Raw genomic sequence first — 25,825 nt, forward strand, 5'->3', positions numbered from 1 at the left:
ACAACCGGAATAAGTGGACGGGTTAGATGGCCCAGCCACCGGCATAGAAGATCACCAGTGCCGCGGCAATGATGACGGTACCGACGTTGAGTTTCTTCCACTCGGCGGCAAACAGACGACCCACGACCAGCGCCACGAAGCCCAACATGATGCCGGTGACGATGTTGCAGGTGAGCACGATGAAGACGGCGCACAGCATGCCAGCGAGGGCATCGACCGAATCGCTGAAGTCCAGCTTGGTGACGTTGCCCAGCATCAGCAGGCCGACGTACATCAGGGCCGGGGCGGTGGCATAAGCCGGTACCAGATAGCTGAGCGGCGAGAGAAAGATCATCAGCAGGAACAGCACGCCGACCAAGGCTGCGGTCAGGCCGGTCTTGCCACCGGCCGCGGTGCCTGCGGCAGACTCGATGTAGACGGCAGCCGGAGCTCCACCCACCACGCCAGCGACCATGCTGCTGACGGAGTCGGCAGTCAAGGCCTTGCCGCCGCTGATGATGTGTCCACGCTCGTTGATAAGGCCCGCCTGACCGGCCACGGCACGTATGGTGCCGGTCGCGTCAAACACGGCTGTCATCACCAGCGCCAGTACGGTCGGAATGACCACCGGATTGAGGGCGCCCAGCAGATCCATGCTGCCAACCAGAGAGCCTTTCTCGCCGGTCAGGCTCGGCATGGCGAAGAAGCCCTGCCAGGTCACTTTCGGGTCGAAGATGAGGCCGAGGATGGAGATGGCGATGATCACCATCAGGATGCCGCCCGGAACCTTCCGACGCTCCAGACCGAAGATGGCGGCCAGACCCAGTACCGTCATGACGACCGGGAAGGAGGTCACCTCACCCAGCTGAACCGGCAGACCGGCCCCTTCGTTCTTGATCACCATGCCGACGCCGTTGGTAGCGATCAGCAGCAGGAACAGACCGATACCGATGCCGGTGCCGTGGGCGATACCGGAGGGCAGGTTATCCAGGATCCACTGGCGCACGCCTGTGACGCTGATCAGGGTAAACAGCACACCCATCAGGAAGATGGCGCCGAGGGCAACCGGAATGCTCAGTCCCTGACCCAGTACCAGACTGAACGCGGTAAAGGCGGTGAGGGAGATGGCGCAACCTATGGCCATGGGCAGCTTGGCCCACAGCCCCATCAGCAGAGAGCCGAAGGCGGCGATCAAACAGGTGGCCACGAAGACGGGGCCTTGCTCAAAACCGGCAGCACCCAGCATGTTCGGTACCACTATGATGCTGTAGACCATGGCAAGGAAAGTAGTCAGCCCTGCCAACAGCTCCTGGCGCACACTGCTACCGCGCGCGGAAATGGAAAAATAAGAGTCCAAAAAGCCGCCGTTCCCTGATTGGGCGGCCATATCTTGCTTTGCCATGACATGTCCTGAAAGTGTGAAGGAAATCGTTTGCGTTTGTGGCGCGCAAAATAGCAAGAATTTGTCGAAATTGCAGCGAATTCCCTGACTTTTTCATCAAAATGGCGGAAAGCGTTCTCGTTCGGACACAAGTTTGCATACCAGCTTGTTACTGCTATCACCTTCACCTAGGGGACACACTTCTATACTGCAGAGAAACCATTCGCACAGCCAGACGGGAGATAATCTATGCACACACGCAATCTGCTGAACGATATTCCCTCGCCACTGCCTACCGAACTCTTTCAGGATCTGGTCAGTACCAACCACCTGCGGATAGAGCGCATTCTCTCTCACGGACATCAGACAGCACCGGGAGAGTGGTACGATCAAGATGAACATGAGTGGATCCTGGTCGTACAGGGCGAAGCCAATCTGCTGTTCGTTGATCCCCAGACCCAGGCACAACAGTCGGTACAACTGGGCCCAGGCGATCACATCAATATTCCCGCCCGCCAGAAACACAGAGTGGAATGGACTCACCCCGACATGACCACAGTCTGGCTCTGCGTGTTTTACTGAAGTGTATGAAGGGGACGGAAAAGCCAGGCCTTAGACCTTGAATGGGATTGAATTGATACAGCCAAGGAAATATTGAGAAGGTTGAAGCGGATAAACTTGAGGGATCGCAAAATCAAAAAGGCCTTCCCGATCGGGAAGGCCTTCGAATTAGTGGCGGAGCGGACGGGACTCGAACCCGCGACCCCCGGCGTGACAGGCCGGTATTCTAACCAACTGAACTACCGCTCCGCTATTTGGTTAGCTTTTCGCTAAATCTTTTGCCGCTTATCAGAGGTGTCATCCTCTCGGCCAATGACGTGAATTTTCACATCATCGTTTAATTGGGTGCCTGGCAGTGTCCTACTCTCGCATGGCGAATGCCACACTACCATCGGCGCTACCGCGTTTCACTTCTGAGTTCGGCATGGGATCAGGTGGTTCCACGGCGCTATGGCCGCCAGGCAAATTCTTCATCGATTTGTCCGGAACAAATCGAAACCGCCGAAGGCGGGCTCGAAGAGTGAGGTTCAGGACGAACCGAATAATCTGAGAAAGCTGACGTGAATAACGATTTGCCTGTTGGCTTCGCTATCACTGAATTAGTTAGTAGTTCGTTCATTCGCTACAAGGCCAGAAACACTTCTTGGGTGTTGTATGGTTAAGCCTCACGGGTAATTAGTATGGGTTAGCTCAACACATCACTGCGCTTACACACCCCACCTATCAACGTTGTGGTCTCCAACGGCCCTTTAGGACCCTCAATCTGAGCCATGATCAAACTCTTCAATTTAAGTTTGGTTTGCGTTCATTCATTACCGAGGCAATGAACTTCAGCGGCTCAATGAATTGCTGAAATAAACTGCTCGACTTCTTATTGCTAAGAAATCGTCTTGGTCACTTCACCAGACATTGAAAATCAACAAAATTGTTTGATGTTCGATGCTGTGAGTGTCCACACAGATTGCTTGATTCAAATTGTTAAAGATCGACGCAACAGTGTGTTGCTGCGGGAGTGGAATTCTACTCAACCGCCTTCTCGAGTCAAGCCTTATTTTCAAAGGCTTTTCGAGGTTATCGACGAGGTTGTTTGCGTTGCCGCTTGCCCTGTCGATGGAGGTGCATTATAGGGAGTTGAATCTTTCTGGCAAGCAGATAATTGCAAAAAGATGGCTTTCATCAACCGTTCGCTCACAAAGCCACCAATGCGCATGTTAAGCGAACGAAATCAGCCCGCGACGGGCACTGAAACGGCGAAATCGTGCAGGTTGTCGTAGATGGCATCCGCCAAGGCGATGCCGGCGTCAGTTACAGGTTTGCCAGTACGCACCATGACTTTATGACCAACCTTGGCACTGGCTGCCGCTTTCAGGTCGGAAGGTTTGTCGCCAACCATGTAGGATCGACTCATGTCGACGTCCAGCTCCTGTTGCGCCAACAGCAGCATGCCGGGCTCAGGTTTGCGGCAATCACAAGGCGCGCCGTGATCCGGGTGATGTGGACAGAAATAGATTCCATCGAGATCCACATCCCGATCGGCCAGTGACCAATCCATCCATTCGGTCAGATTCATGAAGTCATCTTCACTGAAGTAGCCGCGGGCAATACCAGACTGATTGGTGACGACGATCAACAGATAGCCTTTCTTCTTTAACAGTTGCAGGGCTTCGATCACACCGGGCAGGAAATGGAAGTCATCGACTTGGCTGACATAACCTGTGTCTTCGTTGATGACACCGTCACGGTCCAGAAAAATGGCGGGCTTGCTCACTGGGGATTACCTCAATAAATGATTTTGCAAAGTATCTCATAGGGCATAAGGCCCAAAAAGAAAAAGGGGCGGCCGAAGCCACCCCTTTTGATGTTTGTAATAACGAATCGATTAAGCGATTACGCTAGCTACAACACCAGCACCTACGGTACGGCCACCTTCACGGATAGCGAAACGCAGGCCGTCGTCCATTGCGATCGGCGCAATCAGGGTAACAACCATTTTGATGTTGTCGCCTGGCATTACCATTTCAACGCCTTCCGGCAGTTCGATGGTACCGGTCACGTCGGTAGTACGGAAGTAGAACTGCGGACGGTAGCCCTTGAAGAACGGGGTATGACGACCACCTTCTTCTTTGGACAGTACGTACACTTCAGATTCAAACTTGGTGTGCGGCTTGATGGAGCCCGGCTTGGCCAGTACCTGACCACGCTCTACGTCTTCACGCTTGACGCCACGCAGCAGCGCGCCGATGTTCTCGCCTGCACGACCTTCGTCCAGCAGCTTGCGGAACATTTCAACACCGGTACAGGTGGTAGAAACGGTATCTTTGATACCCACGATTTCTACGGTCTCACCGACTTTGACGATACCGCGCTCTACACGACCGGTTACTACGGTACCACGGCCAGCGATGGAGAATACGTCTTCGATAGGCATCAGGAACGGCAGGTCAATTGCGCGCTCCGGCTCCGGGATATAGGTATCCAGGTGGCCAGCCAGCTCGATGATCTTCTCTTCCCATGCCGCGTCGCCTTCCAGCGCTTTCAGCGCGGAACCACGAACTACCGGCAGGTCATCACCCGGGAAGTCATACTCGGTCAGCAGTTCACGAACTTCCATCTCGACCAGTTCGAGCAGCTCTTCGTCATCTACCATGTCGCACTTGTTCATGAACACGATCATGTACGGGATACCAACCTGGCGACCCAGCAGGATGTGCTCACGAGTTTGCGGCATCGGGCCGTCGGTCGCGGCTACTACCAGGATCGCGCCGTCCATCTGGGCAGCACCAGTGATCATGTTTTTAACGTAGTCGGCGTGACCCGGGCAATCTACGTGCGCGTAGTGGCGGGTAGCGGTATCGTATTCTACGTGGGAGGTGTTGATGGTGATACCACGCTCACGCTCTTCCGGTGCCTTGTCGATCTGGTCGAAGGCGAAAGCTTTACCACCGAAGTGCTTGGCCAGCACGTTGGTGATGGCTGCAGTCAGAGTGGTTTTACCGTGGTCAACGTGGCCGATGGTACCCACGTTAACGTGCGGTTTGTTACGCTCAAATTTTTCTTTAGACACGACGTAGTCCTTCTAGGTTAAACCCGCCTACCGTCGTAGGCGGGGAATCATAAATTACTTGGATTTGCGCTCTTCGATAACTGCCTGAGCCACGTTGTTCGGGGCGTCGGAGTACTTAGCGAATTCCATTGCGTAGGAAGCACGACCTTGGGTAGCGGAACGCAGTGCGGTCGCATAACCGAACATCTCGGCCAGCGGCACCAGGGCACGTACGATCTTGCCGGACGGGCCGTCTTCCATACCTTCGATCAGGCCACGACGACGGTTCAGGTCACCGATAACGTCGCCCATGTAATCTTCCGGAGTCTCGACTTCGACCTTCATGATCGGTTCGAGCAGTACCGGATTGGCTTTCATGTAACCAGACTTGAAGGCCATGGAAGCAGCGATTTTGAACGCCAGTTCGGAGGAGTCGACATCATGGTAAGAACCGAAGTGCAGACGCACGCCCAGATCCATTACCGGATAGCCTGCCAGCGGGCCGGATTTCAGCTGCTCACGGATACCCTTGTCAACACCCGGAATGTATTCACCAGGAATCACGCCGCCTTTGATGTCGTTAACGAACTCGTAGGCTTTGCCGGCTTCCAGCGGGTACATGTCGATAACGACGTGACCGTACTGACCACGACCACCAGACTGCTTGGCGTGCTTGCCTTCGACATCCTTGACGGTTTCGCGGATGGTTTCACGGTAGGCAACCTGAGGCTTACCTACGTTCGCTTCAACCTTGAACTCGCGACGCATACGGTCAACGATGATGTCCAGGTGCAGCTCACCCATACCGGCGATGATGGTTTGGCCAGATTCTTCGTCAGTCCATACGCGGAAAGACGGATCTTCCTGCGCCAGACGGCCGAGTGCCAGACCCATCTTCTCTTGGTCAGCCTTGGTTTTCGGCTCAACCGCGATGGAGATTACCGGCTCCGGGAATTCCATACGCTCGAGGATGATCGGTGATTTTTCGTCACACAGGGTGTCACCAGTGGTCACGTCTTTCAGACCGATGGCGGCAGCGATATCGCCTGCGCGAACTTCTTTGATCTCTTCACGCTTGTTGGCGTGCATCTGAACGATACGGCCAAAACGCTCGCGCTTCTCTTTGACAGAGTTCAGCACTGAGTCACCGGAGTTAACCACACCGGAGTAAACGCGGAAGAAGGTCAGGTTGCCTACGAACGGGTCGGTGGCAATCTTGAACGCCAGAGCAGCGAACGGCTCGTCATCAGATGCATGACGCTCGTCTTTGGTAACGCCGTCCAGCTTCAGGCCGTCGATGGCAGCTACGTCGGTCGGAGCCGGCAGATAGTCAACCACGGCGTCCAGCATGGCCTGTACGCCCTTGTTCTTGAACGCGGAGCCACAGGTAACCAGGATGATTTCGTTGTTCAGAACGCGCAGACGAAGAGCTTTCTTGATCTCTTCCTCGGTCAGTTCTTCACCACCCAGGTATTTTTCCATCAGGTCTTCAGACGCTTCAGCAGCGGCTTCAACCAGGGACATGCGCATTTCTTGCGCCTGTTCCAGCAGCTCGGCCGGGATCTCTTCGTAATCGAAGGATACGCCCTGGTCAGCTTCGCTCCAGTTGATGGCTTTCATCTTGACCAGGTCGATAACGCCCTTGAAGTTCTCTTCTGAACCGATGTTCAGTTGCAAAGGAACCGGGGTACCTTTCAGACGGGTTTTGATGTGCTCAACGCAGCGCAGATAGTTCGCACCGGTACGGTCCATCTTGTTGACGAACGCAATACGGGGAACTTTGTATTTGTTAGCCTGACGCCATACGGTCTCAGACTGTGGCTGTACGCCACCTACGGCACAGTACACCATCACGGCGCCGTCCAGAACACGCATTGAACGCTCTACTTCGATAGTAAAGTCAACGTGGCCGGGGGTATCGATGATGTTGATACGGTGCGGTTGGAACTGTTTACCCATACCGGACCAGAAAGCGGTGGTCGCGGCGGAGGTGATGGTGATACCACGCTCTTGTTCCTGTTCCATCCAGTCCATGGTGGCGGCGCCATCGTGAACTTCACCGATCTTGTGACTTACACCGGTGTAAAACAGAACGCGCTCGGTAGTAGTAGTCTTACCGGCGTCGATGTGAGCGGAGATACCGATATTACGATAACGCTCAATGGGGGTTGTACGAGCCATTGTCATCCTCTTACTAGGAGCGGACCCCTAGATAACTGAAGGTGCGCAGAGCCAAAAGACCCTGCGCAAGCGGATTACCAGCGGAAGTGAGCGAAGGCCTTGTTCGCTTCAGCCATACGGTGAACGTCTTCACGTTTCTTGACAGACGAACCCTTATTGTCAGCGGCATCCAGCAGCTCGCCAGCCAAACGCTGAGCCATTGATTTTTCACCACGTTTACGAGCGGCGTCAACCAACCAGCGCATTGCCAGGGCATTGCGACGGACCGGACGAACTTCTACCGGCACCTGATAGGTTGCACCACCGACACGACGAGATTTAACCTCGACGGCCGGACGAATGTTGTCCAGGGCTTCTTCGAATACGGCCAGGTGATCTTTGCCAGATTTGGTGGCAATGATGTCCAGCGCGCCATATACGATGGCTTCGGAAACAGATTTCTTACCGTCAACCATTACTACGTTGACAAATTTAGCCAGCAGCTCTGATCCGAACTTAGGATCCGGCAGGATTTTACGCTGACCAACAACACGACGTCTTGGCATTTCAAATTCTCCGTAACTTCAGGGGTTACCCAAAACTAGAAAGTTATCTAACTAGAAACGAATTAACGTTTGGCCTTACTTAACGGAGAACCATTAAGCTTTCGGACGCTTCACGCCATACTTGGAGCGAGCCTGCTTACGGTCTTTAACACCGGCACAGTCCAACGCACCACGAACGGTGTGGTAACGAACACCTGGCAAGTCTTTTACACGACCGCCACGGATCAGCACAACGGAGTGCTCTTGCAGGTTGTGACCTTCACCACCGATGTAGGAGGTGACTTCGAAGCCGTTGGTCAGACGTACACGGCATACTTTACGCAGTGCAGAGTTAGGCTTCTTCGGGGTGGTGGTATATACACGAGTGCACACGCCACGCTTCTGAGGGCACGCTTCCAGCGCAGGCACGTTGCTTTTAACAACGAGCTTGATGCGTGGCTTGCGAACCAACTGGTTAATAGTTGCCATCAAAAGGCTCCTGATAATGACTTCATAAACATGTGAAAAATCCTCCCCGCAGATACGGGGACGCGAAATTTTATGCCCTGTTGTCAAGGGAGTCAAGATTTATACAATCCGTGCCGCAAAAGGGCACAATGGATCCCTTGTAAAGAGTCATAACTGACTGAACTTCATCGATAAAAATGGATGCTAGCCGCCCCAGGTCTGTGGTGACCCTTTTTCCGCGATCAACGCGACCAGACCGGCCATATCCAGATCCAACCCGATCCTCTGCTGCAATCCCCTCGCCTGCAAGTCTTCTCGCATCACATAGAGCGGAATATCTGCCAATCGCTCGCACCATTGAGGGGCCGTAGCCGCGATAACGGCATCCTGCATCAGCACCAAGAGATCATCCGGCTGGCGATAGCAGAGCGCCTGTTCCAGATCCCGGCTCAGGAAGGGGGACGTCAGTATCAGCTGTATCATGGTCACCTCAAAAACAGATATGGGTAGCGCATTGGCCCCACTGGCGGCAGATATCGGCACGGGAGAGGCTCTCAGCAGGGATCAGTAGGTCATCCATCGTCAGACCTCGTTCGGCAAGCGAGTCGGCACACACATAGACTTCCTCGATGTCATACAGCTCCAGCAGCTTGAAGGTCGGTGCATAGTGGCGCTGCAAGATGGCTTGAGGCTGCTGCTCCTTGACCAGTTGCAAGACACCGTCACCGATGAGGAACAGGGCGAGCGACTCGGTCAGCGCCGAGGTCGCCAGCAAGGCATCCAGCCCTTCCCGTCCGGCGGCGGTACCATGGGGACCACGCCGGCAGATGAAAGCTATCTTGTTCATCTCACCCTCCTAGAACTGGACAAAGCGATCGGCGGTCAGGCTGGCTTCGGCCAGCTGACCCAGCCCACTCAAGCAAAATGGTGCCTGCAGGTTGAACTGCACCTTGCCTGCCCCCTTCGCCTCAGTCTCATCGAGCACACCACGCCGCATGGCGGCGGCAACGCACACATCGATACGTATCCCCTGCCCTATGGCCAACTCACGCCACAGCGCCACCAGGTTGCTCTCATCGGAGGCGGGGGCGTGCAGTTCGTTGCCATTGCAGACCCCATCCTGATAGAAGAACAGGTGTGATAGTCGATGCCCTTGTTCGATGAGGCTCAAGGCAAAACGGTAGGCGGTGCTGGCCGACTGGGTGCCATAGGCAGGCCCCGTCACCAACAGGGCGAAACTCAAACTCATATCCGGACTCCTGTGCAGGTCTCTATCCATTCTACGCCAAAGACAAAAAAGCCCCTCCAGGGAGGGGCTCTTCATTCAGCCGTGGATCAGACGTAAGCGATGGCTTCGACTTCAACCAGCACATCTTTGGGCAGACGGGCCACTTCCACACAGGAGCGGGCCGGCGCCGAGTCACCAAAGTAGCGTGCATAAACCTGGTTAAAGGCAACGAAGTTGTTCATGTCGCTGAGGAAACAGGTGGTCTTCAGCACCTTGCTGGTGTCGGCACCCGCCGCCTTCAATACTGCAACCAGGTTCTTCATCACCTGCTCGGCCTGCGCTTCGACGCCGCCAGCCACAATCTCCATGGTGGCAGGATCAAGCGGGATCTGTCCGGAGGTGAAGACCAGCTCGCCCAGTTTGGTAGCCTGAACATACGGACCAATTGCGGCTGGTGCCTTGTCGGTTGCAATAACTTCTTTAGCCATTCTTGTCTATCCCCTTCTATGGCGCTTACTCGTTCTCGTCTTCACCCTGCTTGCGCTGTCGGATGTACAGATAAACGGTATGTTTGGAAATATTCAGTTTGTCGGCGACCAGATTGATCGAGTCCTTGATATCAAATATGCCCTTCTCGAACAGCTGGGTCACGATAAACCTGTTTTTAGCATTGTTGGCAACGGTCGGATCACGGTTGATCTCATCGATGGTGTTATCCACCGTCTGGGCGACCAGCTCTTCCACACTGTTGGCAAACGTCTCCGGTGACTGGCGCTCAACTTGTTGCGGCGTCGGAAAAAACTCGGCGACAAACTCGTGAAAAGGCGCATTGATGTGCAAGTTGATGCAGATAAGACCGATCACCTGCTTGTCACTGTTCCTGATGGCGATGGTACTCGACTTCATCAGGGCACCGGTACGGCTGCGGGCAAAATAACTCTGGGTGTAATCCTGGCCGGTATTCTCTATGTCCTTGAGCATACGCAGCGCGAGATCGGTAATGGGGGCCCCCTCGTTCCGTCCCGTATTGAACCCGTTGGCAATCTTGATCACGGACTCGTGCAGATTTTCCAGGGAGTGAAGAACCACTTCACAGTGCTTGCCGAACAGTTCGGCCAAGCCTTCGATAAGCCCTCCATAGGAGCGCAACAATTCCCTGTCTTCGTCTGTAAAAGTGCGACCGATCAGTTGCTCTTCGGGAAGCATCACTTCCTCGATACCGACAGTCATGTTCTACCTCTGTAATAACCATTCAACTTTCCCGAGTTTTCAATTGCGGGGGGGCAAAGTCAACTTTTTTTGATTTTTTACTCTCCAACCTTGCTCTGGATCATCCGAATATCCACGTGGCGACTGGCTTTGACGAGAAAACAGCCAATAAAAAGGGCCCCTTGAAGGAGCCCTTTTCGATCACTGCAGCAGAAGATTACTCTTCGTCAAAGCTGCCGGATGCGTTGAGCAGATCCGCCAGATTTTGCTGAGCTTCGTCGGCAGTCACCTGCGGCACACCAACAGCACGGGCTGCGGCGGCACGCTGATTGATCCGGGCATGGTGGTAGGCAAAGCCGGTACCAGCCGGGATCAGACGACCCACGATCACGTTCTCTTTTAGGCCACGCAGTTCATCACGCTTGCCGCCAACGGCCGCTTCGGTCAGAACACGAGTGGTTTCCTGGAAGGAAGCCGCGGAGATGAAGGACTCTGTGCTCAGGGATGCCTTGGTAATACCCATCAGGATATGACGGAAGGTGGCCGGAGTCTTACCCTCGGCAACCAGCTTACGGTTGGCAATCTTCACGCGAGCCACTTCAACCTGCTCGCCTTCGATAAGGTCAGTGTCGCCAGCGCTCAGGATCTCGCACTTGCGCAGCATCTGACGGACGATGACTTCGATGTGCTTGTCGTTGATCTTAACGCCTTGCAGACGGTAAACGTCCTGCACTTCGTTGGCGATGTAGTTGGCGACCGGGCTGATACCGCGCAGACGCAGGATGTCGTGAGCAGATTCAGGACCGTCTGCCAGCACTTCACCCTTCTCAACTTTTTCACCTTCGAACACGTTCAGGTTACGCCACTTCGGAATCATCTCCTCGTAGACGTCGCCACCATCAGTCGGGGTGATGACCAGACGGCGTTTGCCCTTGGTCTCTTTCCCGAAGGAGATGGTACCGGAGATCTCGGCCAGGATAGCCGGTTCCTTCGGTTGACGTGCTTCGAACAGATCCGCAACGCGCGGCAGACCACCGGTGATGTCCTTGGTACCACTGGACTCTTGCGGGATACGCGCGACCGCGTCACCCACGCCCACGTTGGCACCATCTTCCAGGTTCACGATCGCCTTGCCCGGCAGGAAGTACTGGGCGGCAACGTCGGTACCCGGGATCATGACATCCTTGCCGTTCTGGTCGACCAGCTTCACGGTCGGACGCATCTCTTTACCGGCGCTCGGACGTTCGTTGACATCCAGCACGACGATGGAGGAGAGACCGGTCAGCTCGTCGGTCTGACGAGTGATGGTCACGCCATCGATCATGTGCTCGAACTGGAGGCGACCCGCCACTTCAGTGATGATCGGGTGGGTATGCGGATCCCAGTTGGCGACGGTGTCACCGGCGCTCACGGCCTGGCCATCTTTCACTTCCAGCACGGAACCGTAAGGCAGCTTGTGGCTTTCCTTGGTACGGCCCATGTCATCCATGATGGTCAGTTCGGTAGAACGGGAGGTGATAACCAGTTTGTCATCGCTGTTGTGAACGAACTTGGCGTTCTGCAGCTTGATGCTACCTGTGTTCTTGACCTGGATGCTGCTCTCGGCAGCAGCTCGGGATGCGGCACCACCGATGTGGAAAGTACGCATTGTCAGCTGGGTACCCGGTTCACCGATGGACTGGGCGGCGATAACACCGACAGCCTCACCCTTGTTAACTAGGTGACCACGAGCCAGATCACGGCCGTAGCAGTGAGCACAGTTACCGAAGTCAGTTTCACAGGTGATGGCAGAACGTACCTTCACACGGTCAACGGAGTTGCGCTCCAGCAGGTCACACAGCTGCTCGTCGAGCAGGGTGTTGCGCGCTACCAGAATTTCGTCTTCAGTACCCGGCTTGATCACGTCATCGGCAACCACACGGCCCAGCACGCGCTCACGCAGCGGCTCGACCACGTCACCACCTTCGATCAGCGGAGTCATCCACAGACCTTCAACAGTGCCGCAATCGTCCTCGGTGATCACCATGTCTTGTGCCACGTCAACCAGACGACGAGTCAGGTAACCGGAGTTAGCCGTCTTCAGTGCGGTATCCGCCAGACCCTTACGGGCACCGTGAGTGGAGATAAAGTACTGCAGTACGTTCAGACCTTCGCGGAAGTTAGCCACGATAGGGGTCTCGATGATGGAGCCATCCGGCTTGGCCATCAGGCCACGCATACCGGCCAGCTGACGGATCTGGGCTGCGGAACCCCGCGCACCAGAGTCGGCCATCATAAAGATGCTGTTGAACGACGCTTGCTCTTCTTCTTCACCCAGAGAGTTGACATCACGCTCTTTGGACAAGTTCTCCATCATGGCCTTGGAGACGCGCTCGTTGGCGCTGGCCCAGATATCGATAACCTTGTTGTAGCGTTCGCCCGCGGTCACCAGACCGGACAGGAACTGGTCCTGGATCTCGGCAACTTCGGCTTCGGCAGCGGCGATGATGTCTTTCTTGGCATCCGGGATGACCATGTCATCGATACCAACGGACGCACCGGACAGGGCCGCATAATGGAAACCGGTATACATCAGCTGGTCAGCGAAGATAACGGTGTCCTTCAGGCCCTGCTTGCGATAGCAGGTGTTCAGCAGACGGGAAATGAGCTTTTTACCCAACGCCTTGTTGGAAACACTCTTGATCCAGTTCTGCGGATTGGCATCCAGATCGGCCTGCTCTGCAGCAGTCAGCACCTTGGGCTCATCGATCAGGGCATATTCCATGCCTTTCGGCAGGATCAGGCTCAGGATCGCACGACCAACAGTGGTGTTCTTCAGCTCGGTACGCTCTACCAGCGAATCATCTGCCTGACGGAGATATTCGGTGATACGTACTTTGACGCGAGCATGCAGATCGGCCAGACCGGCGCGATATACCTTCTCGGCCTCTTTCGGGCCGGCCAGCACCATACCTTCGCCCTTGGCGTTGATACGGGCACGGGTCATGTAGTACAGACCCAAGACCACGTCCTGGGAAGGAACAATGATCGGCTCACCGGAGGCAGGCGACAGGATGTTATTGGTAGACATCATCAGCGCACGCGCTTCAAGCTGGGCTTCCAGGGTCAGCGGTACGTGGACCGCCATCTGGTCACCATCGAAGTCCGCGTTATAGGCGGCACAAACGAGCGGGTGCAGCTGGATAGCCTTGCCTTCGATCAGGGTCGGTTCAAACGCCTGGATACCCAGACGGTGCAGGGTCGGTGCACGGTTCAGCAGAACCGGGTGTTCGCGGATCACTTCGTCCAGGATATCCCAAACGACAGCTTCTTCACGCTCCACCATCTTCTTGGCGGCCTTGATGGTGGTCGCCAGACCGCGGGATTCCAGCTTGCCATAGATGAACGGCTTGAACAGTTCCAGCGCCATCTTCTTCGGCAGACCGCACTGATGCAGACGCAGGGTCGGACCTACGGTGATAACGGAACGACCAGAGTAGTCGACGCGCTTGCCCAGCAGGTTTTGACGGAAACGACCTTGCTTACCCTTGATCATATCGGCCAAGGATTTCAGCGGACGCTTGTTGGAACCTGTGATGGCACGACCACGACGGCCGTTGTCCAGCAGGGCATCCACGGACTCTTGCAGCATGCGCTTTTCGTTGCGCACTATGATGTCCGGTGCAGCCAGGTCCAGCAGACGCTTCAAGCGGTTGTTACGGTTGATCACGCGACGATACAGATCGTTCAGATCGGAAGTCGCGAAACGGCCGCCGTCCAGCGGTACCAGCGGACGCAGGTCCGGCGGCAGCACAGGCAGCACTGTCATGATCATCCACTCCGGCTTGTTGCCGGACTGCAGGAAGGCTTCCATCAGCTTCAGACGCTTGGTGGTCTTCTTGCGCTTGGTTTCGGAGTTGGTTTGATCCAGCTCCTCACGCATGGTCTTGACTTCACCTTCCAGATCGATGGCACGCAGCAATGCAAGGATTGCTTCGGCACCCATCTTGGCGTCAAATTCGTCGCCCCACTCTTCCAGTGCGTCCAGATAGTTCTCTTCGGAGAGCATCTGGCTGCGCTCGAGGTTGGTCATGCCGGGTTCGATCACTACATAGGATTCGAAATACAGCACGCGCTCGATGTCACGCAGGGTCATGTCCAGCAGCAGACCGATACGGGACGGCAGGGACTTCAGGAACCAGATGTGGGCAGTCGGGCTGGCCAGCTCGATATGGCCCATACGCTCGCGACGGACCTTGGTCTGGGTCACTTCTACGCCACACTTCTCGCAGATCACACCACGGTGTTTCAGGCGCTTGTACTTGCCGCACAGACACTCGTAGTCCTTCACCGGTCCGAAGATACGGGCACAGAACAGACCATCACGTTCCGGCTTGAAAGTCCGGTAGTTGATGGTCTCAGGCTTTTTGACCTCACCGAATGACCAGGAGCGGATCATGTCAGGAGAGGCCAGACCGATCTTAATACTGTCAAACTCTTCGGTCTTGGTCTGAGCCTTCAAAAACTTGAGTAAGTCTTTCACGTGTTTCCCCTGTCAGGAGTCTAACCTCGGCGCCCCTACTGCCAAAGCAGCGGGGCGCCCACGTCAATTCTCGAACAATAAGAGCGAGCTCTTACTCTTCGTCCAGCTCGATGTTGATACCCAGAGAGCGGATTTCCTTCAACAGTACGTTGAAGGATTCGGGCATGCCCGGCTCCATACGGTGGTCGCCATCCACGATGTTTTTGTACATCTTGGTACGGCCATTCACATCGTCAGACTTGACGGTCAGCATTTCCTGCAGGGTATATGCCGCACCGTAAGCCTCCAGGGCCCACACTTCCATCTCACCGAAACGCTGACCACCGAACTGCGCCTTACCACCCAGCGGTTGCTGGGTAACCAGGCTGTAAGAACCGGTAGAACGCGCATGCATCTTGTCGTCTACCAAGTGGTTCAGCTTCAGCATGTACATGTAACCCACGGTGACCTTACGCTCGAAGACGTTGCCGGTACGACCGTCGAACAGGGAGATCTGACCGGATTCCGGCAGATCGGCCAGCTTCAGCAAGGCTTTGATTTCGTGCTCTTTGGCACCATCAAAGACAGGTGTAGCGACCGGCAGACCCTTGCGCAGGTTACCCACCAGGGTACGTACGTCGTCGTCAGACAGCTCGGCGATGTCCACTTGCTTGGTGTCTTTCTCGCCCAGGTCATAGACCTGTTGCAGGAAGTCACGCATCTCGTGCAGCGCGCGCTGTTCCTTGATCATGCGGTCGATCTTCTCGCCGATACCCTTGGCAGCAAGGCCCAGGTGTACTTCGAGGATCTGACCGATGTTCATACGGGACGGTACGCCCAAGGGGTTCAGTACGATGTCGACCGGACGGCCGTATTCGTCATGAGGCATATCCTCGACCGGGCAGATCTTGGAGATAACACCCTTGTTACCGTGACGGCCCGCCATCTTGTCACCCGGTTGGATGCGACGCTTGACTGCCAGGTAAACCTTGACGATTTTCAGTACGCCCGGCGCCAGATCATCACCCTGGATAATCTTGCGACGCTTGTTCTCGAACTTCTTGTCGAAGTCGGCTTTCAGCTCGATGTGCTGTTCGGCGATCTGTTCCAGCTCGATCTGCTTGGCTTCATCTTCGATGGCCAATTCAAACCACTTGGTACGATCCAGCTTGTTCAGACGATCTTCGCTGTAACCGGCGGCCAGCAGCAGGTTGCGGGAGCGGCCGAAAATGCCGTCTTCCAGGATCTTGAACTCTTCGGTCAAGTCCTTCTTCGCTTCCTTCAGCTGCATCTCTTCGATTTCTTTGGCGCGCTTGTCTTTTTCCACGCCATCGCGGGTAAAGACTTGCACGTCAACCACGGTACCGTACACACCGTTCGGCACACGCAGGGAGGAGTCCTTCACATCGGAGGCCTTCTCACCGAAGATGGCGCGCAGCAGCTTCTCTTCCGGCGTCAGCTGGGTTTCACCTTTCGGTGTTACCTTGCCGACCAGAATGTCGCCGCCCTTCACTTCGGCACCCACGTAAACGATACCGGACTCGTCCAGCTTGGACAGTGCGGCTTCACCCACGTTCGGGATGTCGGCAGTGATCTCTTCCGGACCCAGCTTGGTGTCACGGGAGATACAGGCCAGTTCCTGGATATGGATGGTGGTCAGGCGATCTTCCTGAACAACACGCTCATTCACCAGAATCGAGTCTTCAAAGTTGTAACCGTTCCACGGCATGAACGCGACGCGCAGGTTTTGGCCCAGCGCCAGTTCGCCCAGATCGGTAGACGGGCCGTCAGCAACCACGTCACCGGCCATGACCGGCTCACCCAACATCACGCAAGGACGCTGGTTGATACAGGTGTTCTGGTTGGAACGGGTGTACTTGGTCAGGCTGTAGATGTCGATGCCGGCTTCGCCTGGCAGCAGCTCATCTTCATTGACCTTGATAACGATACGGGAGGCATCGACGTAGTCGATCATGCCGCCACGCTTGGCCACTACGGTTACACCGGAGTCAACGGCCACGGCGCGTTCCATACCGGTACCTACCAGCGGCTTGTCAGCACGCAGAGTCGGTACGGCCTGACGTTGCATGTTCGAACCCATCAGAGCTCGGTTAGCATCATCGTGTTCCAGGAAGGGGATCAGAGCGGCTGCCACAGATACGATCTGCTGCGGGCTCACGTCCATATACTGGATCTGGTCGGCGTTCATAAAGGTGGATTCACCTTTGTGGCGGCACGGGATCAATTCATCTTTCAGACGGCCATCTTCGGTGGTCGCGGCGTTAGCCTGTGCGATCACGTACTTGCCTTCTTCAATAGCAGACAGATAGTCCACTTCGTCGGTGATCACACCGTCAATGACTTTACGGTACGGCGTCTCGAGGAAACCATACTCGTTGGTACGAGAGTACACGGACAGAGAGTTGATCAGACCGATGTTCGGACCTTCAGGAGTCTCGATAGGGCACAGACGACCGTAGTGAGTCGGGTGCACATCTCGAACTTCAAAACCGGCACGCTCACGGGTCAAACCGCCCGGGCCCAGCGCAGAGATACGGCGCTTGTGGGTGACTTCGGACAGCGGGTTGTTTTGGTCCATGAACTGAGACAGCTGGCTGGAACCAAAGAACTCTTTGACTGCGGCGGAGATCGGCTTGGCGTTGATCAGATCCTGCGGCATCAGAGTGTCCAGGTCGCCCAGGGAGAGACGCTCCTTGACCGCACGCTCGACACGCACCAGACCGACACGGAACTGGTTTTCAGCCATTTCACCGACAGAACGGATACGACGGTTACCCAGGTGGTCGATATCGTCCACTTCGTCATTGCCGTTACGGATGTCGATCAGGCGCTTCATGACTTCGACGATGTCGTCTTTGGTCAGAGTGCCAGCGCCGGTCTCATCTTCACGGGACAGACGACGGTTGAACTTCATCCGACCTACGGTAGACAGGTCGTAACGCTCGGAAGAGAAGAACAGGTTCTCGAACAGCTGTTCTGCTGCTTCACGGGTGGGCGGCTCGCCCGGACGCATCATGCGATAAATTTCGACCAGGGCTTCCAAACGGCTGGAGCTGGAGTCGATACGCAGGGTCTCGGACATGTAGGCACCGTGATCCAGTTCGTTGGTGAACAGAACCTCGAAGTGCTTGAAGCCGGCTTGGGACAGGTTGGCAACCGCTTCCAGGCTCAATGCCTGGTTGGCAGTCACAACCATTTCGCCAGTTTGCGGATGCGTGTAGTTCTTGGCAGCAACTTTGCCAACAACATACTCAACCGGTACCTCAATCTGGGTAACGGCATCTTTTTCCAACTGACGGATGTGACGCGCAGTCACACGACGACCGGTCTCAACCACCACGGCGCCATTGGCCACGATGTCAAAGGTCGCAGTTTCACCACGCAGGCGCTCCGGCACCAGATCCATCATCAACTTGCCATCTTTTACTTCAAAACCTATGGTCTCGAAGAAGTTGGCCAGGATTTCTTCGGAACTGAAGTCCAGGGCGCGCAGAATAATGGAAGCCGGCAATTTACGGCGACGGTCGATACGGACAAACAGATTGTCTTTTGCATCGAACTCGAAGTCCAGCCAGGAACCACGGTAGGGGATAACGCGGGCGTTATACAGCACCTTACCGGATGAATGAGTTTTGCCTTTATCGTGGTCGAAGAAGACGCCCGGGCTACGGTGCAGCTGGGAGACGATTACCCGCTCGGTACCATTGATAACAAAGGTGCCGTTCTCGGTCATGAGCGGAATTTCGCCCATGTATACTTCTTGTTCCTTGATGTCTTTGACGGTGCCGGCAGCTGCTTCACGATCGTACAGAACCATACGAAGCTTGACACGCAGCGGCGCGGAGTAGGTCACTCCACGGATCTGGCATTCTTTTACGTCAAATACCGGCTCACCCAGGCGATAGCTGACATACTGAAGCTCAGCACTACCGGAGTAACTGGTGATCGGGAAAACGCTACGGAAAGCGGCCTCTAGGCCATATTCACCTTCCGGGTCAGCCTCGATGAACTGCTTGAAGGAGTCCAGCTGAATGGACAACAGATAAGGCGTGTCCAGTACCTGGTCTCGCTTACCGAAGTCCTTACGAATGCGTTTTTTTTCGGTATAAGAGTAAACCATAGGGTTCCTCAGCTCGCTGATAAGTGACCCACTCTGTCCCGCGGGACAGCTCTGTCTCAACACCGTTTTGTGTTGGCCCGGACGATGATACGGTCCGGATTGCTGGTGCACCGAGAGTCGTAAACGGTGTGAAATGCTCTCAGTCTACAGCGCAAAAAGGCTGGTGAACAAATATTCACCAGCCCTAGCCTGTTTTATCAGGCTAATCTACATAAATGCAGATTATTTGATCTCAACAGAAGCACCAGCTTCTTCAAGCTGCTTCTTCAGAGTTTCAGCTTCATCTTTGGAGATGGCTTCTTTCAGGTTGGCAGGAGCGGCTTCTACCAGGTCCTTGGCTTCTTTCAGGCCCAGACCGGTAGCGGCACGAACGGCCTTGATGACGGCAACTTTGTTGGCGCCAGCAGCAGTCAGAACTACGTCGAACTCGGTTTTCTCTTCTACTGCTTCAGCAGCCGGACCGGCAGCAACAGCAACAGCGGCAGAAACACCGAACTTCTCTTCCATAGCTTCGATCAGCTCAACAACTTCCATTACGGACATGGAAGCAACGGCTTCGATGATTTGGTCTTTAGTGATAGACATGACAAAAATTCCTGATGTTGAATAAACTCAAACAGCCTAAATAGGCGAGAATCAAGCAGCAGCTTGTTTCTGATCACGCACAGCAGCGATGGTACGAACCAGCTTGCCAGCAGAGGCTTCTTTCATAGTCGCCATCAACTTCGCAATTGCTTCGTCGTAAGTCGGCAGCGTGGCCAGACGATCAATTTGTGCTGCGGCGATAAACTCACCGTTAAAAGCGCCGGCCTTGATTTCGAACTTTTGGTTCGCTTTGGCAAACTCTTTGAACAGACGAGCAGCAGCGCCCGGGTGTTCGTTGGAGAAAGCAATCAAGGTAGGACCAGTCAATACGTCGTTCAGGCACGCGAATTCGGTACCTTCAACCGCGCGACGCAGCAGGGTGTTACGCACAACGCGCATGTACACACCGGCTTCACGAGCGGTTTTACGCAGGACGGTCATCTTGTCTACAGTGACGCCGCGAGAATCGGCTACAACTGCGGACAGGGCGCCTTTGGCAGCTTCGTTGACTTCAGCAACAATTGCCTTTTTGTCTTCGAGTCCCAATGCCATTGGCTTAACTCCTGGATTGAATCTGAGTCTCATGACTCAGTACTGACACATCCCCCCTACCTTCACAACAGAGGGGAACGATGCGGTAGCAGGATTCCAGAAGAGAAAGAATCTTTCTCGCTGGGTTTCCGGCACCGTCTACGCAGGAAGGATTAAGGCTTTGCGGCCTCCTGCGGTCTTGGACGGAGGTCGAAGCCCCCAACCAATCAAGGCGCAAAATTATAGATTAAATTTTGCGCCTTGTAAAATCCATCAATTAGGCCTGAGCTTCCAGAGAAGCTTGGTCTACGGCAACACCGGCACCCATGGTGGTGGAGATGCTGACTTTCTTGATGAAGATACCTTTGGCGGAAGACGGCTTGGCCTTTTTCAGGGCAACCAGCAGTGATTCCAAGTTTTCTTTCAGCTGAACTTCGTCGAAAGAAACCTTACCCAGAGTGGTATGGATAATACCATTCTTGTCATTACGGTAACGAACCTGACCAGCTTTAGCATTCTTCACAGCTTCAGCAACGTTCGGGGTTACAGTACCAACTTTCGGGTTCGGCATCAGGCCACGCGGGCCCAGGATTTGACCCAGTTGACCAACAACACGCATGGCATCCGGGGATGCGATGACGACGTCGAAGTTCATCTCGCCTTTCTTGACCAGATCGGCCAGGTCATCCATACCAACCAGTTCAGCACCGGCAGCTTTGGCAGCTTCGGCGTTGGCACCCTGGGTGAATACGGCAACACGTACATCACGACCGGTACCGTGCGGCAGTACAGTAGCACCACGAACGTTCTGGTCAGATTTACGAGCATCGATACCCAGGTTGACAGCAACGTCAACGCTTTCAACGAACTTGGCGGTAGCCAGTTCTTTCAGCAGGGCAATGGCTTCGTTGATGGAGTACTCTTTGGTACCGTCAACTTTTTCGCGAATAACGCGCATACGCTTGGAAAGTTTTGCCATTGTCTTAATCCTCCACTACCAGGCCCATGGAACGAGCGGAGCCTGCGATGCAACGTACTTTTGCATCCAGATCGGCACCGGTCATATCCGGCTCTTTGGTCTTGGCGATTTCTTGCAGCTGGGCAACAGTCACCTTACCAACCTTGTCTTTGTTCGGCTTGGCTGAACCAGACTGGATACCTGCAGCTTTCTTCAACAGGAAGGCAGCAGGCGGAGTCTTGGTTTCGAAGGTGAAGGAACGGTCGCTGTAAACGGTGATCACGACCGGAGTCGGTGAGCCTTTTTCCAGCTTCTCTGTACGAGCGTTGAACGCCTTACAGAATTCCATAATGTTAACACCGTGCTGACCCAGAGCAGGACCAACGGGAGGGCTGGGGTTAGCACTGCCAGCCTTAACTTGCAGCTTGATATAAGCCGTGACTTTCTTAGCCATTAGAAAAATACCTCAGAAATGGGTTCTAGCGCCTCGGAGACATGCTCCTGCAAACGGCTCCCCAACTAATAAAGGGGCAGCGAATTATAGTGACATTCGCTGCCCCTGACAACCGTTAACGTACAGAGTTTAATCAGCCCTTTTCGACCTGACCAAAATCCAGTTCTACCGGCGTTGAGCGACCGAAGATCAAAACAGAGACCTTCACGCGGCTCTTCTCGTAGTCCACCTCTTCAACGGTACCGTTGAAGTCGGCGAACGGACCATCGGCAACCCGCACCATTTCACCCGGTTCAAACAGGGTTTTCGGACGCGGCTTGTCGTGGGCATCTTGCAGGCGGTTCAGGATCGCATCGGCTTCCTTATCAGAGATAGGAGCCGGGCGATCAGATGTGCCACCAATGAAGCCCATCACACGCGGTACGTTACGCACCAAGTGCCATGTGGTTTCATCCATGAGCATCTGAACCAGCACGTAGCCCGGGAAAAATTTGCGCTCACTCTTGCGCTTCTGGCCAGCACGCATCTCGACCACTTCTTCAGTCGGGACCAGTACTTCACCGAACATGTCTTCCATGCCATGCATCTTGATATGTTCGCGCAGGGATTTAGCTACCCGACCTTCATAGCCGGAGAATGCCTGCACGACATACCATCTCATACGTTGTTCACGTTGTTCAGTCATGGCTTATCCTTACACTCCGGTAATCAAGTTGACCAACCAGACCAAGGCACCGTCCAGCATGAACAGCAACAGCCCCATCACGGCAGTCACCGCCAGCACAATCAGGGTTGTCTGAATGGCTTCCTGACGGGTCGGCCATACGACCTTGCGGACTTCCAGGCGAGACTCACGGGCAAATGCCAGTGTCGCCTTTCCCTTGGTGGTTTGCAGGGCTACTGCACCAGCAGCAGCAATGACAACGACCACACCCAGGGCGCGGACGGCAGCGACAATATCGTTGAGCAGGTAATTACCCACTACAGCGGCCGCCAGGATGATGAAAACCAGGCCCCAAAGCAGGGTATCCTTGCTTCCGCCCTGGCTCTCAGAACTAACACTCATACAACCCACCTGTATCTGACGTAACCAAAGACACAAAAGCCCCGTACGAGACGAGGTATATGGCAGGGGCGGCAGGACTCGAACCCGCAACCATCGGTTTTGGAGACCGCTGTTCTACCAATTCGAACTACGCCCCTACATAAGAAAGCCCCTATTATAGGGGCTTTGCTTTATTTATGTAAGCCAAAGATTAAGCAATCACGCTGGCTACAACACCGGCACCTACGGTACGGCCACCTTCACGGATAGCGAAACGCAGGCCGTCATCCATTGCGATCGGCGCAATCAGGGTAACAACCATTTTGATGTTGTCGCCTGGCATTACCATCTCTACGCCTTCCGGCAGTTCGATGGTACCGGTCACGTCGGTTGTACGGAAGTAGAACTGCGGACGGTAGCCTTTGAAGAACGGGGTATGACGACCACCTTCTTCTTTGGACAGTACGTACACTTCAGATTCAAACTTGGTGTGCGGCTTGATGGAGCCCGGCTTGGCCAGTACCTGACCACGCTCTACGTCTTCACGCTTGACGCCACGCAGCAGCGCGCCGATGTTCTCGCCTGCACGACCTTCGTCCAGCAGCTTGCGGAACATTTCAACACCGGTACAGGTGGTAGAAACGGTATCTTTGATACCCACGATTTCTACGGTCTCACCGACTTTGACGATACCGCGCTCTACACGACCGGTTACTACGGTACCACGGCCAGCGATGGAGAATACGTCTTCGATAGGCATCAGGAACGGCAGGTCAATTGCGCGCTCCGGCTCCGGGATATAGGTATCCAGGTGGCCAGCCAGCTCGATGATCTTCTCTTCCCATGCCGCGTCGCCTTCCAGCGCTTTCAGCGCGGAACCACGAACTACCGGCAGGTCATCACCCGGGAAGTCATACTCGGTCAGCAGTTCACGAACTTCCATCTCGACCAGTTCGAGCAGCTCTTCGTCATCTACCATGTCGCACTTGTTCATGAACACGATCATGTACGGGATACCAACCTGGCGACCCAGCAGGATGTGCTCACGAGTTTGCGGCATCGGGCCGTCGGTCGCGGCTACTACCAGGATCGCGCCGTCCATCTGGGCAGCACCAGTGATCATGTTTTTAACGTAGTCGGCGTGACCCGGGCAATCTACGTGCGCGTAGTGGCGGGTAGCGGTATCGTATTCTACGTGGGAGGTGTTGATGGTGATACCACGCTCACGCTCTTCCGGTGCCTTGTCGATCTGGTCGAAGGCGAAAGCTTTACCACCGAAGTGCTTGGCCAGCACGTTGGTGATGGCTGCAGTCAGGGTGGTTTTACCGTGGTCAACGTGGCCGATGGTACCCACGTTAACGTGCGGTTTGTTACGCTCAAATTTTTCTTTAGACATGATCGTCCCTCTAAACTAACGCTGAGTACGCGGTGGCAAGCTAACCACAGAACAGTTTATATGATGGATTTGAATCTGGTAGGGAAGAGAGGTTGGTGCTGGCAGCCAGGTTCGATTGCCGAACTCACCCGCTAAGGTGTGACTCTTGCTATCGCCTGAGCCATATCAGCATCTTGGAGCAGGCAGCGGGAATCGAACCCGCATCATCAGCTTGGAAGGCTGAGGTAATAGCCATTATACGATGCCCGCATTTCTCTAACCCAAAGAACTCAAACCGCAGAGAAATATGGTGGAGGGAGAAGGATTCGAACCTTCGAAGGCAGAGCCGTCAGATTTACAGTCTGATCCCTTTGGCCGCTCGGGAACCCCTCCGGTGCATAAATGCCACAACGGTAATTCTGCTTGCACCCGTTGTTTTATCGCTTTTGCCGGGCAAATAACGACAGACATCCAAGCGTCGCGCATTTTATTGTAAGGATTTTGGGGATGCAACCATTGCGCCTTGCAAAATGTGCATTATTGCCGGGAAGTATGCAAAAAAGGACTCACTCCCTGCTCGGATCCGCAGCATAGCTTGTCGCTCCCCACCCCTTGGTGTATGGTCGCCCTGCCCAAGAAACAGTGATGACACCATGACGACAGAGCATAACCCCTATCTGCAATTCACCCGCGATCAATGGGCGTTATTGCGCGATTCGGTCCCCCTGACCCTGACCGAACACGATCTGCAGACCCTGCGCGGGATCAACGAGAAGGTGTCATTGCGGGAAGTGGAAGAGATCTACCTGCCCCTCTCCCGCCTGCTCAATCTCTATGTCAAAGCCAAGCAGCGTCGCAGCCGGGTACTGGAGCAGTTCCTCGGTCAGTCCCGCGGCAAGGGTACCTATATCATCAGCATTGCCGGCAGCGTGGCGGGGGGCAAAAGCACCACGGCCCGTATTCTGCAGGCGCTGCTGGAGCGCTGGCCGGAACATCCGCGGGTAGAGCTGGTCACCACCGACGGCTTCCTCTATCCCAACAAGGTACTGGAAGAGCGCGGCCTGATGCGCCGCAAGGGGTTCCCGGAATCCTACGACATCCGCCATCTGGTGGAGTTTGTCGCCAATATCCGGGCCGGCCATGAGAAGGTAGAGGCACCTGTCTACTCCCACCTTATCTACGACATCATTCCCGATGAGAAGAAGGTGGTGGAGCAGCCGGACATCCTGATCCTGGAAGGACTCAATGTGCTGCAAAGCGGCATGGACTACCCCCAGGAGCCCCATCGGGTCTTCGTGTCGGACTTCGTCGACTTCTCCATCTATGTGGATGCCGATGCCGAACTGCTGCGCACCTGGTATATCGAACGCTTCCTCAAGTTCAGAAGCGGTGCCTTCTCGGATCCCGACTCCTACTTCCATAACTACGCCAAACTGGCGGAGAGTGAGGCGACCCGGATCGCCAGCAACATCTGGCAAGATATCAACTATTTGAATTTGCAGGAAAATATCCTACCAACTCGTGAGCGTGCCAACCTGATCATGACCAAGGGCCATGAGCACGCCATCGAGCAGATCAAGCTGCGCAAATGATGACAGCAGTTGCCGGATAACGAAGAGGGGGCCCGCAGGCCCCCTCTTCTATTTGGCATCATCAGCGGC

At 54.9% G+C, this 25,825-nt stretch carries 22 protein-coding genes, 4 tRNA genes, 1 rRNA gene and 1 other annotated feature; of the genes, 2 read left to right on the forward strand and 25 right to left on the reverse strand.

What is annotated here, in order from left to right:
• Nucleotides 1-22: 22 nt before the first annotated feature.
• Nucleotides 23-1,381 carry an NCS2 family permease gene (locus AACX78_RS19900; protein ID WP_201302905.1) on the reverse strand — a complete coding sequence of 453 codons (1,359 nt, stop codon included), beginning with the start codon at nucleotides 1,379-1,381 and terminating at the stop codon, nucleotides 23-25.
• Between the two features lie 228 nt (nucleotides 1,382-1,609).
• Here AACX78_RS19900 and AACX78_RS19905 point away from each other — a divergent pair, with 228 nt between their 5' ends.
• Nucleotides 1,610-1,942, forward strand: coding sequence for a cupin domain-containing protein (locus tag AACX78_RS19905; RefSeq protein WP_021139898.1), 333 nt, complete (start codon nucleotides 1,610-1,612; stop codon nucleotides 1,940-1,942).
• A gap of 151 nt (nucleotides 1,943-2,093) precedes the next feature.
• On the opposite strand, the gene AACX78_RS19910 is transcribed toward AACX78_RS19905, so the two are convergent.
• The 24 genes from AACX78_RS19910 to AACX78_RS20025 form a co-directional block, all read right to left on the reverse strand.
• Nucleotides 2,094-2,170: transfer RNA gene (locus AACX78_RS19910), tRNA-Asp, on the reverse strand.
• A 98-nt stretch (nucleotides 2,171-2,268) separates the two neighbouring features.
• Nucleotides 2,269-2,383, reverse strand: a 5S ribosomal RNA gene (rrf, locus tag AACX78_RS19915).
• 205 nt (nucleotides 2,384-2,588) lie between these two features.
• Nucleotides 2,589-2,673 (reverse strand) — a sequence feature (23S ribosomal RNA rRNA prediction is too short).
• 473 nt (nucleotides 2,674-3,146) lie between these two features.
• Nucleotides 3,147-3,689 carry a D-glycero-beta-D-manno-heptose 1,7-bisphosphate 7-phosphatase gene (gmhB, locus tag AACX78_RS19920; protein WP_159167198.1) on the reverse strand — a complete coding sequence of 181 codons (543 nt, stop codon included), beginning with the start codon at nucleotides 3,687-3,689 and terminating at the stop codon, nucleotides 3,147-3,149.
• A 111-nt stretch (nucleotides 3,690-3,800) separates the two neighbouring features.
• Entirely contained in the window at nucleotides 3,801-4,985 is a 1,185-nt protein-coding gene (tuf, locus tag AACX78_RS19925) for an elongation factor Tu (RefSeq protein ID WP_033135315.1), read from the reverse strand.
• 54 nt (nucleotides 4,986-5,039) lie between these two features.
• Nucleotides 5,040-7,145 (reverse strand): elongation factor G, encoded by a 2,106-nt coding sequence (gene fusA / locus AACX78_RS19930; protein WP_005318585.1) that lies wholly within the window; start codon nucleotides 7,143-7,145, stop codon nucleotides 5,040-5,042.
• A 74-nt stretch (nucleotides 7,146-7,219) separates the two neighbouring features.
• Nucleotides 7,220-7,690: a 30S ribosomal protein S7 gene (gene rpsG, locus AACX78_RS19935; RefSeq protein ID WP_005318583.1), complete on the reverse strand. Its 471-nt coding sequence runs from the start codon at nucleotides 7,688-7,690 to the stop codon at nucleotides 7,220-7,222.
• Nucleotides 7,691-7,783: 93 nt separating this feature from the next.
• Entirely contained in the window at nucleotides 7,784-8,158 is a 375-nt protein-coding gene (gene rpsL / locus AACX78_RS19940) for a 30S ribosomal protein S12 (protein WP_005306278.1), read from the reverse strand.
• A 183-nt stretch (nucleotides 8,159-8,341) separates the two neighbouring features.
• Nucleotides 8,342-8,620, reverse strand: coding sequence for a sulfurtransferase complex subunit TusB (gene tusB, locus AACX78_RS19945; protein ID WP_159167199.1), 279 nt, complete (start codon nucleotides 8,618-8,620; stop codon nucleotides 8,342-8,344).
• Nucleotides 8,621-8,627: 7 nt separating this feature from the next.
• Complete coding sequence (gene tusC, locus AACX78_RS19950) at nucleotides 8,628-8,984, reverse strand: sulfurtransferase complex subunit TusC (protein WP_159167200.1); 357 nt, start codon at nucleotides 8,982-8,984, stop codon at nucleotides 8,628-8,630.
• Nucleotides 8,985-8,993: 9 nt separating this feature from the next.
• Complete coding sequence (gene tusD / locus AACX78_RS19955) at nucleotides 8,994-9,386, reverse strand: sulfurtransferase complex subunit TusD (protein WP_005318576.1); 393 nt, start codon at nucleotides 9,384-9,386, stop codon at nucleotides 8,994-8,996.
• A gap of 86 nt (nucleotides 9,387-9,472) precedes the next feature.
• Nucleotides 9,473-9,853: a RidA family protein gene (locus tag AACX78_RS19960; RefSeq protein ID WP_005318574.1), complete on the reverse strand. Its 381-nt coding sequence runs from the start codon at nucleotides 9,851-9,853 to the stop codon at nucleotides 9,473-9,475.
• Between the two features lie 25 nt (nucleotides 9,854-9,878).
• A complete protein-coding gene (locus AACX78_RS19965) occupies nucleotides 9,879-10,595 on the reverse strand; it encodes a helix-turn-helix transcriptional regulator (protein WP_005318572.1) in 717 nt (238 codons plus the stop codon).
• Between the two features lie 196 nt (nucleotides 10,596-10,791).
• Nucleotides 10,792-15,096, reverse strand: coding sequence for a DNA-directed RNA polymerase subunit beta' (gene rpoC / locus AACX78_RS19970; protein WP_005318570.1), 4,305 nt, complete (start codon nucleotides 15,094-15,096; stop codon nucleotides 10,792-10,794).
• Between the two features lie 91 nt (nucleotides 15,097-15,187).
• Nucleotides 15,188-19,216, reverse strand: coding sequence for a DNA-directed RNA polymerase subunit beta (gene rpoB, locus AACX78_RS19975; RefSeq protein ID WP_005318568.1), 4,029 nt, complete (start codon nucleotides 19,214-19,216; stop codon nucleotides 15,188-15,190).
• A gap of 222 nt (nucleotides 19,217-19,438) precedes the next feature.
• Complete coding sequence (gene rplL / locus AACX78_RS19980) at nucleotides 19,439-19,801, reverse strand: 50S ribosomal protein L7/L12 (protein ID WP_005318565.1); 363 nt, start codon at nucleotides 19,799-19,801, stop codon at nucleotides 19,439-19,441.
• 51 nt (nucleotides 19,802-19,852) lie between these two features.
• On the reverse strand, nucleotides 19,853-20,353 hold the full coding sequence (gene rplJ / locus AACX78_RS19985) for a 50S ribosomal protein L10 (RefSeq protein ID WP_005318563.1): 501 nt from the start codon (nucleotides 20,351-20,353) through the stop codon (nucleotides 19,853-19,855).
• Nucleotides 20,354-20,609: 256 nt separating this feature from the next.
• Complete coding sequence (rplA, locus tag AACX78_RS19990; RefSeq protein ID WP_159167201.1) at nucleotides 20,610-21,311, reverse strand: 50S ribosomal protein L1; 702 nt, start codon at nucleotides 21,309-21,311, stop codon at nucleotides 20,610-20,612.
• A 4-nt stretch (nucleotides 21,312-21,315) separates the two neighbouring features.
• Nucleotides 21,316-21,744, reverse strand: coding sequence for a 50S ribosomal protein L11 (gene rplK, locus AACX78_RS19995; RefSeq protein WP_005318556.1), 429 nt, complete (start codon nucleotides 21,742-21,744; stop codon nucleotides 21,316-21,318).
• Between the two features lie 133 nt (nucleotides 21,745-21,877).
• Complete coding sequence (gene nusG, locus AACX78_RS20000) at nucleotides 21,878-22,429, reverse strand: transcription termination/antitermination protein NusG (RefSeq protein WP_005318554.1); 552 nt, start codon at nucleotides 22,427-22,429, stop codon at nucleotides 21,878-21,880.
• 9 nt (nucleotides 22,430-22,438) lie between these two features.
• On the reverse strand, nucleotides 22,439-22,810 hold the full coding sequence (gene secE, locus AACX78_RS20005) for a preprotein translocase subunit SecE (RefSeq protein ID WP_159167202.1): 372 nt from the start codon (nucleotides 22,808-22,810) through the stop codon (nucleotides 22,439-22,441).
• 60 nt (nucleotides 22,811-22,870) lie between these two features.
• Nucleotides 22,871-22,947 (reverse strand) — tRNA-Trp (locus AACX78_RS20010).
• A gap of 53 nt (nucleotides 22,948-23,000) precedes the next feature.
• On the reverse strand, nucleotides 23,001-24,185 hold the full coding sequence (gene tuf, locus AACX78_RS20015; protein ID WP_033135315.1) for an elongation factor Tu: 1,185 nt from the start codon (nucleotides 24,183-24,185) through the stop codon (nucleotides 23,001-23,003).
• A gap of 174 nt (nucleotides 24,186-24,359) precedes the next feature.
• A tRNA-Gly gene (locus tag AACX78_RS20020) sits at nucleotides 24,360-24,434 on the reverse strand.
• A 38-nt stretch (nucleotides 24,435-24,472) separates the two neighbouring features.
• Nucleotides 24,473-24,557, reverse strand: a tRNA-Tyr gene (locus tag AACX78_RS20025).
• A 260-nt stretch (nucleotides 24,558-24,817) separates the two neighbouring features.
• On the opposite strand from AACX78_RS20025, the gene coaA reads away from it, so the two are divergent.
• Nucleotides 24,818-25,756 carry a type I pantothenate kinase gene (coaA, locus tag AACX78_RS20030; RefSeq protein WP_042063823.1) on the forward strand — a complete coding sequence of 313 codons (939 nt, stop codon included), beginning with the start codon at nucleotides 24,818-24,820 and terminating at the stop codon, nucleotides 25,754-25,756.
• Nucleotides 25,757-25,825 lie beyond the last annotated feature (69 nt).

It is taken from the genome of Aeromonas sp. 9A, from assembly GCF_963900955.1.
Classification (GTDB): domain Bacteria; phylum Pseudomonadota; class Gammaproteobacteria; order Enterobacterales; family Aeromonadaceae; genus Aeromonas; species Aeromonas salmonicida.

What these genes read in the sequence shown, in the direction of transcription:
- AACX78_RS19900 (WP_201302905.1), bottom strand. Translation starts at nt 1,381, where the DNA reads ATGGCAAAGCAAGATATGGCCGCCCAATCAGGGAACGGCGGCTTTTTG.
- AACX78_RS19905 (WP_021139898.1), top strand. Translation starts at nt 1,610, where the DNA reads ATGCACACACGCAATCTGCTGAACGATATTCCCTCGCCACTGCCTACC.
- fusA (WP_005318585.1), bottom strand. Translation starts at nt 7,145, where the DNA reads ATGGCTCGTACAACCCCCATTGAGCGTTATCGTAATATCGGTATCTCC.
- rpsG (WP_005318583.1), bottom strand. Translation starts at nt 7,690, where the DNA reads ATGCCAAGACGTCGTGTTGTTGGTCAGCGTAAAATCCTGCCGGATCCT.
- rpsL (WP_005306278.1), bottom strand. Translation starts at nt 8,158, where the DNA reads ATGGCAACTATTAACCAGTTGGTTCGCAAGCCACGCATCAAGCTCGTT.
- tusB (WP_159167199.1), bottom strand. Translation starts at nt 8,620, where the DNA reads ATGATACAGCTGATACTGACGTCCCCCTTCCTGAGCCGGGATCTGGAA.
- tusC (WP_159167200.1), bottom strand. Translation starts at nt 8,984, where the DNA reads ATGAACAAGATAGCTTTCATCTGCCGGCGTGGTCCCCATGGTACCGCC.
- tusD (WP_005318576.1), bottom strand. Translation starts at nt 9,386, where the DNA reads ATGAGTTTGAGTTTCGCCCTGTTGGTGACGGGGCCTGCCTATGGCACC.
- AACX78_RS19960 (WP_005318574.1), bottom strand. Translation starts at nt 9,853, where the DNA reads ATGGCTAAAGAAGTTATTGCAACCGACAAGGCACCAGCCGCAATTGGT.
- AACX78_RS19965 (WP_005318572.1), bottom strand. Translation starts at nt 10,595, where the DNA reads ATGACTGTCGGTATCGAGGAAGTGATGCTTCCCGAAGAGCAACTGATC.
- rpoB (WP_005318568.1), bottom strand. Translation starts at nt 19,216, where the DNA reads ATGGTTTACTCTTATACCGAAAAAAAACGCATTCGTAAGGACTTCGGT.
- rplL (WP_005318565.1), bottom strand. Translation starts at nt 19,801, where the DNA reads ATGTCTATCACTAAAGACCAAATCATCGAAGCCGTTGCTTCCATGTCC.
- rplJ (WP_005318563.1), bottom strand. Translation starts at nt 20,353, where the DNA reads ATGGCATTGGGACTCGAAGACAAAAAGGCAATTGTTGCTGAAGTCAAC.
- rplA (WP_159167201.1), bottom strand. Translation starts at nt 21,311, where the DNA reads ATGGCAAAACTTTCCAAGCGTATGCGCGTTATTCGCGAAAAAGTTGAC.
- rplK (WP_005318556.1), bottom strand. Translation starts at nt 21,744, where the DNA reads ATGGCTAAGAAAGTCACGGCTTATATCAAGCTGCAAGTTAAGGCTGGC.
- nusG (WP_005318554.1), bottom strand. Translation starts at nt 22,429, where the DNA reads ATGACTGAACAACGTGAACAACGTATGAGATGGTATGTCGTGCAGGCA.
- secE (WP_159167202.1), bottom strand. Translation starts at nt 22,810, where the DNA reads ATGAGTGTTAGTTCTGAGAGCCAGGGCGGAAGCAAGGATACCCTGCTT.
- tuf (WP_033135315.1), bottom strand. Translation starts at nt 24,185, where the DNA reads ATGTCTAAAGAAAAATTTGAGCGTAACAAACCGCACGTTAACGTGGGT.
- coaA (WP_042063823.1), top strand. Translation starts at nt 24,818, where the DNA reads ATGACGACAGAGCATAACCCCTATCTGCAATTCACCCGCGATCAATGG.